Source organism: Cupriavidus sp., from assembly GCF_057315035.1.
This window is the reverse complement of record NZ_DBHKYV010000010.1, coordinates 114061-126813: the sequence shown is the minus strand read 5'-3', so window position 1 is coordinate 126813 and position 12753 is coordinate 114061. Positions and strand designations below refer to the sequence as shown.

General features: G+C 64.2%; 13 protein-coding genes. 10 read left to right on the top strand and 3 right to left on the bottom strand.

Features of this window, described 5'->3' with window-relative positions:
• Nucleotides 1-17: 17 nt before the first annotated feature.
• Entirely contained in the window at nt 18-407 is a 390-nt protein-coding gene (locus ACO550_RS15385; RefSeq protein ID WP_315592407.1) for a hypothetical protein, read from the top strand.
• A 27-nt stretch (nt 408-434) separates the two neighbouring features.
• Here ACO550_RS15385 and ppk2 read toward each other — a convergent pair whose 3' ends face one another.
• A complete protein-coding gene (ppk2, locus tag ACO550_RS15380) occupies nt 435-1253 on the bottom strand; it encodes a polyphosphate kinase 2 (protein WP_315592406.1) in 819 nt (272 codons plus the stop codon).
• Between the two features lie 163 nt (nt 1254-1416).
• Between ppk2 and ACO550_RS15375 the strand changes: the two genes are divergently transcribed.
• From ACO550_RS15375 to ACO550_RS15350, 6 genes are all read left to right on the top strand, one after another.
• A complete protein-coding gene (locus ACO550_RS15375) occupies nt 1417-1689 on the top strand; it encodes a hypothetical protein (RefSeq protein WP_315592405.1) in 273 nt (90 codons plus the stop codon).
• 34 nt (nt 1690-1723) lie between these two features.
• A complete protein-coding gene (locus tag ACO550_RS15370) occupies nt 1724-2881 on the top strand; it encodes an AI-2E family transporter (protein WP_315592404.1) in 1158 nt (385 codons plus the stop codon).
• Nucleotides 2882-2883: 2 nt separating this feature from the next.
• Nucleotides 2884-4434 carry an efflux transporter outer membrane subunit gene (locus ACO550_RS15365; RefSeq protein ID WP_315592403.1) on the top strand — a complete coding sequence of 517 codons (1551 nt, stop codon included), beginning with the start codon at nt 2884-2886 and terminating at the stop codon, nt 4432-4434.
• Nucleotides 4431-5564 (top strand): HlyD family secretion protein, encoded by a 1134-nt coding sequence (locus tag ACO550_RS15360; protein WP_315592402.1) that lies wholly within the window; start codon nt 4431-4433, stop codon nt 5562-5564. The genes ACO550_RS15365 and ACO550_RS15360 overlap by 4 nt, the downstream gene beginning before the upstream one ends.
• Complete coding sequence (locus ACO550_RS15355) at nt 5554-6579, top strand: DUF2955 domain-containing protein (RefSeq protein WP_315592401.1); 1026 nt, start codon at nt 5554-5556, stop codon at nt 6577-6579. Before ACO550_RS15360 ends, ACO550_RS15355 begins: the two co-directional genes overlap by 11 nt.
• A gap of 77 nt (nt 6580-6656) precedes the next feature.
• Nucleotides 6657-7106 (top strand): potassium channel family protein, encoded by a 450-nt coding sequence (locus tag ACO550_RS15350; RefSeq protein WP_315592400.1) that lies wholly within the window; start codon nt 6657-6659, stop codon nt 7104-7106.
• Between the two features lie 24 nt (nt 7107-7130).
• On the opposite strand, the gene ACO550_RS15345 is transcribed toward ACO550_RS15350, so the two are convergent.
• A complete protein-coding gene (locus ACO550_RS15345; RefSeq protein ID WP_315592399.1) occupies nt 7131-7493 on the bottom strand; it encodes a hypothetical protein in 363 nt (120 codons plus the stop codon).
• 52 nt (nt 7494-7545) lie between these two features.
• Complete coding sequence (locus ACO550_RS15340) at nt 7546-8553, bottom strand: AraC family transcriptional regulator ligand-binding domain-containing protein (protein WP_315592398.1); 1008 nt, start codon at nt 8551-8553, stop codon at nt 7546-7548.
• 189 nt (nt 8554-8742) lie between these two features.
• Between ACO550_RS15340 and ACO550_RS15335 the strand changes: the two genes are divergently transcribed.
• Genes ACO550_RS15335 through ACO550_RS15325 form a run of 3 tightly spaced genes read left to right on the top strand, consistent with a single transcriptional unit; the run spans nt 8743 to nt 12257 of the window.
• Nucleotides 8743-9723 carry a quinone oxidoreductase gene (locus ACO550_RS15335; protein WP_315592397.1) on the top strand — a complete coding sequence of 327 codons (981 nt, stop codon included), beginning with the start codon at nt 8743-8745 and terminating at the stop codon, nt 9721-9723.
• A gap of 10 nt (nt 9724-9733) precedes the next feature.
• Nucleotides 9734-10582: a TauD/TfdA dioxygenase family protein gene (locus tag ACO550_RS15330; protein ID WP_315592396.1), complete on the top strand. Its 849-nt coding sequence runs from the start codon at nt 9734-9736 to the stop codon at nt 10580-10582.
• Nucleotides 10583-10607: 25 nt separating this feature from the next.
• Complete coding sequence (locus ACO550_RS15325) at nt 10608-12257, top strand: long-chain-fatty-acid--CoA ligase (protein WP_315592395.1); 1650 nt, start codon at nt 10608-10610, stop codon at nt 12255-12257.
• Nucleotides 12258-12753 lie beyond the last annotated feature (496 nt).

Sequence of the window (12753 nt, the reverse complement as noted above, 5' to 3'; positions counted from 1 at the left end):
CCGGCAAGGAGGCTGACTTGAAACACTCTGCGCGATTGCGTGCGCTGTGCGCTGCCGCTTTGGTCTTCAGCGCGTGGCCGGTCCACGCCTACTTCGACCATTTCATGAATGGCACGATCATCGGCACGCTGAACAAGGACCAGACCACGGAGCTGGTCAGTGCATTCGGCAAGACGTTGTCTGAGACCAGCGATGGCACCAGCGTGCCGTTTCACCTGTCGCCCAATGCCAAGGGCACGGCCACGGACGGTACGTTTACGCCATTGACCACGCGCACGGAGAACGGCCTGCGCTGCCGCAAGGTCCGCAGCGAATTGCGCCAGAAGGGGCGCCAGCCGGAGCGCTGGACCGGCTGGTATTGCCAGCAGCCCGACGGCGACTGGAAAAAGGCGATGCTGAAGGACTGACGGATTGAAGGGCCGATAGACGAGCCGTCAGAATTTTTCCGGAATATAGCGGTATGGATAGTCGGGTTCCTTGTAGGCACCCGGCTTCTGCCGCGCCGGCAACGCGACTTTCTTCTTCGGCATCCGTTTGTAGGGTACCGATTCGAGCAGGTGGCTGATGATGTTGAGCCGCGCTCGGCGTTTGTTGTCGGACCGCACCACATGCCATGGCGCATAGTCGGTGTCGGAGGCCGCGAACATGGCGTCACGCGCGCGCGAATAGTCATACCAACGACTGTAGGACTTCAGGTCCATGTCGGTCAGCTTCCAGGTCTTGCGGCCATCCTGGATGCGGGACTCCAGCCGGCGCGTCTGCTCCTCGGGGCTGACTTCGAGCCAGTACTTGATCAGCAGTATGTTGGAGCCAACGATGGCGCGCTCCATCAGCGGCACGGCGCGCAGGAAGATATCCACCTGCGCGTCATCGGCGAACCCCATGACGCGTTCCACCCCCGCGCGGTTGTACCAGCTGCGGTCGAAGATCACCACTTCGCCCGCCGCAGGCAGATGCGGAATGTACCGTTGCATGTACATCTGGCTCTTCTCGCGCTCGGTGGGGGCGGGCAGCGCGATCACACGGAAGATGCGCGGGCTGACCCGTTCGGTGATGGCCTTGATAGTGCCGCCCTTGCCGGCGCCGTCACGCCCCTCGAACACAATGCAGATCTTGGCGCCGGTGGCCTTGACCCAGTTCTGCATATGTACCAGTTCGACGTGGAGCTCACTCAGTGCCTTGTCGTATTCCTTGCGACCGAGCGCATTCCCGGCGTCCGCATGTTCCGCTTCAACCCGTGGCTTCCTTGCCATGTCCGATCTCCGAGGCCGGCGCGCAGCGCGCCTCACTCTATCAATCTGGACATTGGCCCGGTTCTTGGCAAGGGCCTTTGGTCCAATGCTTGGCCCAAGGACCAATTGCAATGGCGAGGAGATTGGCTGACTCTTTCCATAGGGTGGGATCGAGTTGGCCATCATGCATAAATGCGGATTCCTGTTGATGGTAGGGGCGCTGTGGCTGGCTGTGCTGGGCATTTTCTTCAGTGACCCCAGCGGACAGATGCCGGACAAGCTGAACCTGTTCAGGTTTGCGTTGCGCGGGCTGGAGGTGCAGATGTTCAGGACCGGCAGCGACCCGCCACGCTATCTGGTGAATGTATTGGCCCGGGACTGGCTTCTCGGGTGCATTGTCTTGTTCGCGGTGGGGGCCATCCTGGTTGCCGTGGCGCGCAGGCGCCAGCAGCCGTAGAGGTGGCGCGCACCAGCCGCATGGGAGGCTATCGATGCAACAAGCCCGGTTTCCGGTTGCCACGGTATCCCGTACCGCAATCGATATCCTGATCCGGTTCGGCCTGATCGCGCTGCTGGCGGTGTTCTGCTTCCAGATCTTCCGCCCGTTCCTGAATCTCATCATGTGGTCGCTGATCCTGGCGATCACGCTCTACCCGCTGCAGACACGGCTGCGCGGCAAGGTTTTTGCCGGCGAGGGACGCACCGCGACCCTGATCATCGTGCTGGTCATTGCCATCGTGATGGTTCCCACTTACCTGCTGGGGGTGGCGTTGATCGAATCAGTCGAGCACGCCATGGCGATTGCCAAGAGCGGCGAATTCCATGTGCCGCCGCCCGCGGAATCGGTAGCAGGCTGGCCGGTGGTGGGGCAGCGGCTCTACGATTTCTGGCTGCTGGCGGCCACCGATGCCACCGCGCTCGCGCAAAAGCTGGCACCGCAGATCAAGGCGGCCAGCGTGACGGTGCTGGGTGCCGTGGGCGGTGTGGGCATAGGATTGCTGGTATTCGTCGGTGCGCTGATCATTGCCGGGATCTTCATGGCCTATGGCGAAGCCGGCGAGCGTAGCGCGGTGCAGATCATGTCGCGGATTTCGGGGCCGGAACGCGGTCCGCGCATTACCGCGCTATGTACCGCTACCGTGCGTGCCGTGGCGCAAGGCGTGGTGGGCATAGCGTTTATCCAGATGCTGCTGATCGGCATTGGCTTCGTGGTCAAGGGCGTGCCCGGGGCCGGCCTGCTGGCGTTGGCGGTGCTGCTGCTCGGCATCATGCAACTGCCGGCTACGCTGATCACGATTCCGGTGATCCTGTACGTCTTTGCCACCGAAGGCATGAGCGCGATGAACGTTGTGTTTGCGGTCTATGTCTTTATTGCGGGCCTTGCGGACAACGTGCTCAAGCCGCTGCTGCTGGGGCGCGGCGTGGATGTGCCGATGCCGGTGGTACTGATCGGGGCGCTGGGTGGCATGGTGACGGGCGGTGTGATCGGGCTGTTTATCGGGCCGATTGCGCTGGCTGTGGGCTACCAGCTGTTCTGGCAATGGGTGGAGGATCCGGTGCCACAGACGTACCTCGAAGTCAGTCGTGGCGAGGACGAAATGCCTGCCAGGCCCCGGGCGGATGGCAATGCGCCTGTCAGTGGTGGCTAGGCATGGCACCCAGGGCGCGCGCGCTTCTCGGCTGGATGGGCGTCGCCGCCGTCGCAGGCGGATGCGCCAGAGTGGGGCCGGATTTCAGCGTGCAGCGCGAGGCATGGCCGGCACAATGGCATAGCGATGCCGTTGCACAGGCCAGCCTGCAGGAGGCCATGCCCGACATGGGCCAATGGTGGCAGGTGTTTGGCGATCCGATACTGGAGCGCCTGATTGCGGAGGCTGACGCGCAGGACGCGGGTGTGCGCATTGCGGGACTGCGGGTGATGGAGGCGCGCGCGCAGCTTGGCATGGCGCTGGCCGGGCGCTATCCGCAGGTCCAACAGGCCGGCGCGGACATCATGTATGTGCACAGTCGCCAGTCCGGCGCGACGGCGCAGTCCAGTCGTCTCTGGGAATACAGCGCCGGCGTCGACATCGGCTGGGAGCTCGATTTCTGGGGACGCTTCGCGCGCGCGATCGAGTCGGCCGATGCCGCGTATTTTGCCGCGCGCGCCAATCACGAGAACATGCTGGTCCTGCTGCACGCCCAGCTTGCATCCACCTACTATGCCATGCGTGCGGCCGAGGCGCGTCTAGCCATTGCGCGCGATAACGCGCGCCTGCAGCAGCGCAGTTTCGAGATCACGGAGCGGCTGTTCAAGGCCGGTGAAAGCGACGAGCTCGATCTGCAGCAGGCCAAGACCCAGTACCTGGGTACGTTGAGCAGCGTTCCCGAACTGGAGAACCAGATCGTGCAGGCGCGCAATGCCATATTGGTCCTGCTGGGGCGTCCGCCGGGACCGCTGCCGGAACTTGACGATGCAGCGGGCCGGCAGGGTGTATTGCCACTGATCGATCGCGCGGTGCTGCAGGACGTGCCGGCCGAACTGTTGCTGCGGCGGCCCGACATCCGTGCAGCCGAGCTGAAGATTGCCACGCAGTCGGCATTGATCGGTGTGGCCAAGGCCGACCTGTATCCGTCGGTCACGCTGATCGGCAGTATCGGCTGGTCGGCAACATCGCTGCCGGGCACCCAGAACGGCCTGCTGCTGGTCGGTGGACCCAGCGTGCGCTGGAATATCTTCGACTACGGACGTATTACCAACAACGTGCGCGTGCAGGACGCCAGGCTACAGCAACTGATCGTGGCCTATCAGGACGCCGTGCGCCAGGCCGCGCGCGAGGCCGACAATGCCGCCACCGGGCTGGTCAAGGCATTGCAACGCGAGGCCATCCTGCGCGATGCCTCGCACTCCGCGCAACGTTCGCTGACTTTGGCCAATGCATTGTTCCGCGAAGGCTATTCGGATTTCCAGCGCGTGCTCGACGCGCAGCGTGCGCTGTTCGCGCAGCAGGATGCCTATCTGGTCAACCGCGACAATGCGATCAACTACCTGATCGCGTTGTACAAGTCTCTTGGCGGGGGATGGTACACGGCGCAGCCGCTGCTCGACGCCGCCACGCGCGAGCAGATGCGGCAGCGCACCGACTGGGCGGGCTTGCTCGATGAAGCGCCACGCGCACCGGTCAACGGCAATCTTCCGGTCCAGGGAGGTACCCAGCGATGAGCGACGCCGAAGGGGCGCCATCGCCAGCGCCTGCAGCGCAGGCTGCGCCGGGCACGGCAGCGGATCCGTCGCGCAAGGCGCTGTGGTGGGTCATGGCCCTGATCGGGTTGAGCCTGCTCTGGTATCTGCTGGCTGACCGCATCACGCCGTACACGCAGCAGGCCCGCGTGCAGGCATTCGTGATTCCGGTGGCAGCCGAGGTGTCGGGGCGTGTGACACGCGTCTATGTGCACAACAATCAGAACGTGGCGGCAGGCGCGGTGCTGTTCGACGTCGATCCGCAGCACTACCGCATTGCCGTGGACCGGGCGCGCGCCGACCTGGAGTCCACGCGCCGGCAGATCGGCGCCAGTACGGCCGGCATCGCATCGGCCCAGGCATCGCTGCGCGCGGCGCAGGCCAACGAACTCAAGGCCCGCCAGGATAGCGAACGGCTTGAGCGGCTGTACCGCGAGGATCCCGGCACGGTTTCCGTGCGCCGTCTCGAAGTTGCCCGCGCCACGCATACCCAGGCCATCAGCCAGGTAGCCGCCGCACGCGCCGAGGTGGACCGCGCGCGTGAACAGGAGGGCGGCAGCGATGAAGACAACGCCAAGCTGCGCAGCGCGGTAGCCACGCTGGAGAAGGCCGAGCTGGATCTGTCCAATGCACAGGTGCGTGCGCGTACGGCGGGGCTGATCACGGACCTGCGCACGGAAGCCGGGCTGTATGCCGCGGCAGGTAGCCCGGTAATGACATTGATTGCGATCCATGATCTGTGGATCAGCGCCGACATGACCGAAAACAACCTTGGCCATATGGCGCCGGGTACGCCAGTGCGCATTGTGCTCGACGCCTTGCCAGGCACTGTGCTGACCGGCAAGGTGCGCAGCATCGGCTATGGCGTCAGCGTTGGCCAGAGTCCGCCGCCGGGGAGCCTGCCCACGGTACAGAACAGTCGCGACTGGTTGCGTCCCGCGCAACGGTTCCCGGTCATCGTCGATATCGACGCGGGGCAACTGGATACGCTGCGAGGTGTGCGCGTGGGCGGCCAGGCCGAGGTGATGGCATTCCCGATGCAAGGCAATCCGTTGAACCTGCTGGGCAGGGGATTCCTGCGCGTGATGAGCTGGCTTTCCTATGTCTACTGACGTGATGACCGCAAGCCTTGGGAGACGCGCGCTGCGGATGGCGCTTGGTACTGCCGCGTGCCTGGCCACCAGCTACGGCATGCAATGGCCGATCCCGTTCGTGGCGCCGGTGCTGGCCGTGTTCCTGTTCGCTACCATGGATCGGCCCTTGCCACCCAAGGCGGCGTTGGGCCTGGCGCTGATCGTCATGCTGGCAACCGGCAGCGGTTTGCTGCTGGTACCGTTCCTGCGACATGCCGCGGTGGCCGGCGTGCTGATGACGGGCCTGTGCCTGTTCCTGGCGTTTCGCTTCGGGCTGCGCGGCGGCAACAGCCTGGTCTCGACGTTCCTGGTGGCGGGGGTCACGCTGATTGCCGCTGCCGGCACCGCGGATAATGCATTGGCGATGACGGTCATCGGTTCGCTCACGCGCGGCTTGCTGCTGGGCGTGCTGGCATTGGGCGCCAGTTACTGGCTGATTCCGGAACCTGCCAGGCCGCCCGCACCGCGCAAGGCGCCCGTCATTGCTGCCGAAGCCGACTGGATGGCATTACGCGCCACGCTGGTGGTCATGCCGCCGTTCCTGCTGGCAATGGCCGATCCGGCAGCCTACCTGCCAATCATCATGAAGGCCGTAAGCCTGGGCCGGCAGAGCTGCACCACGGCGCGTGGCGCGGCGCTGGAACTGGTCGGTTCCACCTTGATGGGCGGCGTACTCGCCATTGCCTTCTGGTTGGCGCTGGGGCTGTTTGTCGATCTCTGGATGTTCTTTCTCTGGATGGTGCTGTTCACCCTGGTGGTCGCGCGCCGGCTGTTCAGGTTGCAGCCCACCATGCTGTCGCCGGGCTTCTGGCTCAACAGCCTCGTAACGATGATCATCCTGCTGGGCCAGTCCGTGGCGGACAGCGCGGCGGGCAAGGATGTCTATCAGGCCTTCATGGTGCGCATGGGTTTGTTTGTCGGGGTATCGCTCTATGCGTGCCTGATGCTGGCATTGCTCGACGTACGGCGTGCCACGGCGCGGACCGCGAACTGAAGGCGAACTGAAGGCGAACTGAGAGCGAACTGAGAGCGAACTGAGAGCGAACTGAGATCGAACTGAAGGAGTCAGCCATGCGACTTCACCTGCTGGCCGCGGCACCGGTCATGCTGTTGTGCCTGCTGCTGCAATGCGTGGTCGTGGCGGCGTGCCTGCGCCGCTATGCGGGCTTCCGGAACCGCTGGGAAGGTCGCGAACCGATGTGGATGGACGTGACGCTGCTGACGGCTGTGATGCTGCTGACGCTGCTGTGCAACTTCGCGCAGATGGCGCTCTGGGCAATGTTGTTCCTGCTACTGGGGGAATTCAGCAACTTCGGGGCGGCCCTATACCATTCGGCCGTCAACTTCGCGACGCTCGGCTACGGCGATATCGTGATGTCCGAGCGCTGGCGCATGCTCGGGCCAATCGAGTCGGCGCAAGGCATTTTGATGTTCGGCTTGTCCACGGCGTTGATGACGGCCGCCGTGCTGGACGTCGTCAAGAGCAATATGTCCCGCCTGCGCGGGACCGGGCCACCCTGATTCATGCGAGGCGCGCCCAGGCGCTCAGGAACAGTTGTCGCGATAGCTCTGTTGCAGTTTCTTGCGGGTCTTGTCGCGCTCGATCTTCGGCACGGCCCTGCCTTGCGCATTCTGTGTGGCGGTGCCTGGCGAAGTGTAGGTAGGCTGCTTCGAGGTCTCGTTGATGTCCTGCAGGAGCTGGTCGCACCGGGCGCGCCGCGCGTCTTCCGGCGTGGCATTGGCGTTGGGATTGGGCGCCGATGGCGGGCGGTAGGGATTCGAGCCCTCGCGCACGGCATCGGAAATCGCGGCGGCACCCGATGACTCCCGGGACTGTGCCCAGGCCGGCATGCTGCAATGCAGGGCCAGCAGGACCACAAGTGACAGCAGGCGTTGGGGAGATGCCATGGATGCTCCGGTTGTCGACGCGCAATGACGTCAAGCGTAGCACGCGGCGGCGTCACCCCTGGTGTCTTGTTGCATGGCGACGACGCCAGGCATTGGGCGCTTCGCCGAACTGCGCCGAGAACCAGCGTGTGAACGAAGCCGCCGAACCATAGCCCAGTAACGCGGACACACGCAGCAGTGAATAGGCGGGGTTGCCGACATAGCGTTGGGCAAGATCGCGCCGGACCTCGTTGAGGATGTCGGTGAAGGTCTCGCCGGCTTCGTCGAGCTGGCGCTGCATCGTGCGCAAGCTCAGGCCCAGGCCCTGCGCCACGGCTTCGCTGGTGGCGCGCCCCATCGGCAGCATCAGGTAGACCGCGTTGCGTACCTCGCGCCCGATCGACAGGTCGTTGACGCGTGGCAGCGTGTCAACCAGGCGCTCGGCATGCCGGGCCATAGCCGGGTCACCGCTCGGATTGGGCGCATCGAGGTCGGCCGCCAGGCATACGATGCCATTGAACTCGCTGCCAAACTCAAGCGGGCAACCGAACAGCCTCCGATGCACCTGCGGGTCGGGCGGCGCGGCGTGCGTGAAATTGACGCTCAGCGGATGCCAGTGTTGACCAAGCAACACGCGGCACAAGCGGAACACCACGCCAAGGGCCAGCTCCGTGGCCTGACGCGAGGGCGCATCGAGTATCACTTCCTGCCGGATCACCACGACCTTGCCGCTTTCCTCGAGCAGGATCGCCACCGACTCGTTGACCAGGTGACGGTAGCGGATGATGGTGGCCAGCGCGTCGCGCAATGTTGCCTGCTGGCTGATCAGCAGGCTCATGGCGCCGAAGTCGGCCAACTGGCGCGACTCGGCCATCCGCAGTCCGAAGGTGGGGCAGCCCGCGCGCTCGGCGGCAGCTTCCAGCAACGCCGCGCAGGCGTTGACCGGGATGCGCTGTTCGGGATCGGCCAGCAGCGTCTGGGTCAGCCGTGCCGCACGCAGCAGCGGCTGGGCGTTTAGCCCCAGATCACGCGCCACATCGAAAAAATTGGTCAGCGCCGCGGCGCGCACCAGGGTTCTCAAGGCTGTCTCCTATTGGATTGCGCACGTCACATGCATGGGCCATGACGCGTCGTTGCCGCGATGATAGGTGGCACTGGCATGAAATGCAAAGTCGCTGGGCGCCGATGCAAAGCGCTGCAAGCCGCCTGCACCTAGATTGCATGCATGGCGGCACATGTCGTGACGCCCCGTAATCGAGGAGACAGGCAGATGGCCAAGGCAGTGCGCATGTATGAAACCGGTGGGCCGGAGGTGCTTCGCTATGAAGACGTCGAGGTAGGAGATCCGGGCCCGGGTCAGGTCCGGATTCGCCATGTGGCGGTTGGGCTGAACTATGCCGACACCTACTTCCGCAACGGCACCTATCCGGTACCGCTACCTGCGGGCATGGGGGTAGAAGCATCCGGCGTGGTGCAGGCCATCGGCCAGGGCGTTACCAATGTGGCCGTGGGCGACCGCGTGACCTACACGGGCTTTTTGAACACGCTGGGTGCCTACAGCACCGAGCGACTGGTACCGGCCGCACCGCTGGTGCGCCTGCCGGAAAGCATCGGGTTCGAGACCGCAGCCGCCATGACCATGCGCGGGCTGACTTCCGCGTATCTGATGCGCCGCATCCATGCGTTCCGGCGCGGCGACACCATCCTGCTGCATGCCGCAGCCGGTGGCGTGGGCCTGATCGTGTCGCAATGGGCCAAGCTGCTCGGCCTGAACGTGATCGGTACCGTGTCCACCGAAGCCAAGGCGGAAGTCGCCAGGGCGCACGGTTGCGATCACATCATCAACTACAGCCATGAGGACGTGGCCAGCCGCGTGCGTGAGATTACCGATGGCGTGGGCGCCACGGTAGTGTTCGACAGCGTGGGCAAGAGCACCTTCATGGCGTCGCTGGACTCGCTCAAGCGGCGCGGCCTGCTGGTCTGCGTGGGCACGGCGTCGGGTCCGATCCCGCCGTTCGATCCGGTATTGCTGGCCATGAAGGGCTCACTGTACGTGACCCGCCCCGCGCTGGCCGACTATATCGCCGACCCGGCCGAGAAAGCCGAACTCGCGGGCGAGCTGTTCGATCACGTGGGCGCGGGCCGCATCAAGATTGAAATCAACCAGCGCTACGCGCTGGAAGACGCGGTACAGGCGCATCGCGACCTGGAGTCGCGCAAGACCACGGGATCGTCGATCTTCGTCATCTGAGGAGCGTGACATGCAAATCCGACAATTGACCTGCGCGATCGGCGCGGAACTGGTGGGCGTGGACCTGGCCGAAGCGGTGCGCAACGACGACCTGTTTGGCGAGATCCGTGCCCAGTTGCTCAAGCATCGCGTGCTGTTCCTGCGTAACCAGCAGTTCAACCGCGCCGAGCACGTGGCATTCGCGCGCCGCTTCGGTGAGCTCGAGGATCATCCGGTAGCCGGCAGCGATCCCGAGCATCCGGGCCTGGTGCGCATCTACAAATCGCCCGAACAGCCGAACGATCGCTACGAAAACTGCTGGCATTCGGACACTACATGGCGCGAGGCGCCGCAGTTTGGCGCGGTGCTGCGCTGCGTGGAAAGTCCGCCGGTCGGCGGCGACACGATGTGGGCCAATATGGCACTGGCCTATGAGCGCTTGCCCGATACGGTCAAGGCGCAGATTGCCGACCTGCGCGCGCGCCACAGCATCGAGGCCAGTTTCGGTGCCGCCATGCCAATCGAGAAGCGGCTCGCGCTCAAGGCCCAGTTTCCCGACGCCGAGCATCCCGTGGTGCGTACCCATCCGGACACCGGCGAGAAGATCCTGTACGTCAACGGCTTCACGACCCATTTCACCAACTTCCATACCGCGGCGCGCGTGCGCTTTGGCCAGGATGCCAATCCGGGCGCGGCCGACCTGCTGCGCTATCTGGTGTCGCAGGCCTATATCCCGGAGTTCCAGGTGCGCTGGCGCTGGGAACCCAACAGCGTGGCGATCTGGGACAACACGGCCACGCAACACTACGCGGTGATGGACTATCCGCCGTGCCACCGCAAGATGGAACGCGCCGGCATCATCGGCAGCGTGCCGTTCTGACAGATTTTTGCGAGCAAGAGCAGTAATGAAAGACAACCTTATCGTTTCCACGCCCTCCGCCTACGCCTATCCGTTGCTGGTCAAGCAGTTGCTGGTGAACGCCATCAGCCTGCATGGTGACCAGGAGATCAGTTATCGCGGCGAGTCGCGCTATACCTACCGCGATTTCCATGGCCGGCTGGGCAAGCTCGCAAGCGCCTTGACGTCGCTGGGCGTGCGCCACGGTTCCACCGTGGCCGTGATGGACTGGGATAGCCATCGCTATCTGGAGTGCTACTTCGGCATACCGATGATGGGCGCGACGTTATTTACCGTGAACGTCCGCCTGTCGCCGCAGCAGATCCTCTATACGCTGAACGACGCCGGCGCCGATGTGGTGCTGGTCCATCCCGACTTTGTGCCGTTACTGGCGGAGATTCGCGACAAGCTGGTGCGCCAGCCGCGCTTCGTGCTGATGGCCGACGGCCAGGCCGTGGCGCAGGACGCATTGCCGTTCGACGGTGAATACGAGGCGATGCTCGCGCAGGCCAGCGCCGATTTCGAGTTCGCTGACTTCGATGAACGCACCAAGGCCACCACGTTCTACACCACGGGTACCACGGGCGATCCCAAGGGCGTGTGCTACAGCCACCGCGATATCGTGCTGCACACGCTGACGACCGCCACAAGCCTGTGCGCGCCGCGCGAAGGCCAGCGCATGCATCGCGAGGACGTGTACATGCCGATCACACCGATGTTCCACGTCATGGCGTGGGGCATGCCGTACGTCGCGATCATGCTTGGCTTGCGCACGGTACTGCCCGGCCGTTACGTACCGGCCGCGCTGCTGAAACTGCGCGCCACCGAGAAGGTCACGTTCTCGCATTGCGTGCCGACCATCCTGCAGATGCTGCTTCAGGAAGCCGCGCAGAACGATCAGGACCTGTCCGGCTGGAAGATCATCATCGGCGGCTCCGCGCTGCCGCCCGTGCTGTGCGAAGCGGCACTGGCACGCGGTATCGATATCTTCGCCGGCTATGGCATGTCCGAGACCGGCCCGATTGTTGCGCTGGCCCAGCTACCTCCGGGCTGCGTGCCGAAGAGCCGCGCCGAAGAAGTGCGCATGCGCTGCGCGACGGGCCGTCCGGTGCCGCTGGTCGATTTTCGGGTGGTCGGTACCGACATGCGCGAAGTACCGCGCGACGGCCAGGCGCAGGGCGAGATCGTGTTGCGTGCGCCGTACCTGACCAAGTCGTACTTCCGTAAGCCATCGGCATCGGAGGAACTGTGGGCGGACGGCTACCTGCACACGCAGGACGTGGCGGTAATGGGCCAGGACGGCTTTGTGCAGATCGTGGACCGCCTCAAGGACGTGATCAAGACCGGCGGCGAATGGGTGTCGTCGATCGAGATCGAGAACCTTGTGACGCAGGTGCCGGGCGTGCGGGAATGCGCGGTGGTGGCGGTGCCCGATGCGCGTTGGGGCGAACGACCGATGGCCTATGTGGTGCGTGCGGAAGGTGTGGAGGTCAGTGGAGAACAAATCCGCACTGCCTTGCTCGAACACGTCGGCACGCAGCGGCTGAGCAAGTTCGCTGTACCGGATGCGGATCGCATTGCATTCGTTGCGGCGATTCCCAAGACCAGCGTTGGCAAGATTGACAAGAAGCAGCTACGAGAAAAGAAAGCTGCGTGAGATGGATGTGAGATGAAGTCAGGCCGCTCCGGATTCGGGGCGGCCTTTTTACTTGAGGGTGGTGTCGAGCCATTCGCTGTAGGCGAATGCGGTGCGGGCGTCGGCAATCAGCCTGTCGTTCAGGGGGAGGAAGGATAGCGCGGACGGCGAAGCCGTCCTTTTAGGAGTGGTCTTCTGCGTCGAACTCAACCAACGCTGATTCGAAGTTGGCGCACACGCTGGCGAAGACACCACAATGCCGTCCGTTGACGAGTGTCATTGTCTCCGCTCATAGACCACTTGTACCATGTGGCCGATGCAACGACTCCAAGCCTTTAGATTCGAACTGATGCAGGCGCTGTTCGTTTGTGTCCAATGGGGGTGCAAGAACAACGCCGATCACGTCGGCGCGAGCAATATATTAGAGCGCGGACAGCGCTTGTTAGCCTGTGGAGAGCCGGTGCAGTCGGGCCGCTCGAAGAAGCAGGAACCCACCGAGGCGACTCAGGCCCTCGCG

Bases quoted from the DNA above. Each gene is read 5' to 3' on its own strand.
- ACO550_RS15360 (WP_315592402.1), top strand. From the start codon at position 4,431: ATGAGCGACGCCGAAGGGGCGCCATCGCCAGCGCCTGCAGCGCAGGCT.
- ACO550_RS15350 (WP_315592400.1), top strand. From the start codon at position 6,657: ATGCGACTTCACCTGCTGGCCGCGGCACCGGTCATGCTGTTGTGCCTG.
- ACO550_RS15365 (WP_315592403.1), top strand. From the start codon at position 2,884: ATGGCACCCAGGGCGCGCGCGCTTCTCGGCTGGATGGGCGTCGCCGCC.
- ACO550_RS15345 (WP_315592399.1), bottom strand. From the start codon at position 7,493: ATGGCATCTCCCCAACGCCTGCTGTCACTTGTGGTCCTGCTGGCCCTG.
- ACO550_RS15375 (WP_315592405.1), top strand. From the start codon at position 1,417: ATGCATAAATGCGGATTCCTGTTGATGGTAGGGGCGCTGTGGCTGGCT.
- ACO550_RS15325 (WP_315592395.1), top strand. From the start codon at position 10,608: ATGAAAGACAACCTTATCGTTTCCACGCCCTCCGCCTACGCCTATCCG.
- ACO550_RS15370 (WP_315592404.1), top strand. From the start codon at position 1,724: ATGCAACAAGCCCGGTTTCCGGTTGCCACGGTATCCCGTACCGCAATC.
- ACO550_RS15335 (WP_315592397.1), top strand. From the start codon at position 8,743: ATGGCCAAGGCAGTGCGCATGTATGAAACCGGTGGGCCGGAGGTGCTT.
- ACO550_RS15330 (WP_315592396.1), top strand. From the start codon at position 9,734: ATGCAAATCCGACAATTGACCTGCGCGATCGGCGCGGAACTGGTGGGC.
- ppk2 (WP_315592406.1), bottom strand. From the start codon at position 1,253: ATGGCAAGGAAGCCACGGGTTGAAGCGGAACATGCGGACGCCGGGAAT.
- ACO550_RS15355 (WP_315592401.1), top strand. From the start codon at position 5,554: ATGTCTACTGACGTGATGACCGCAAGCCTTGGGAGACGCGCGCTGCGG.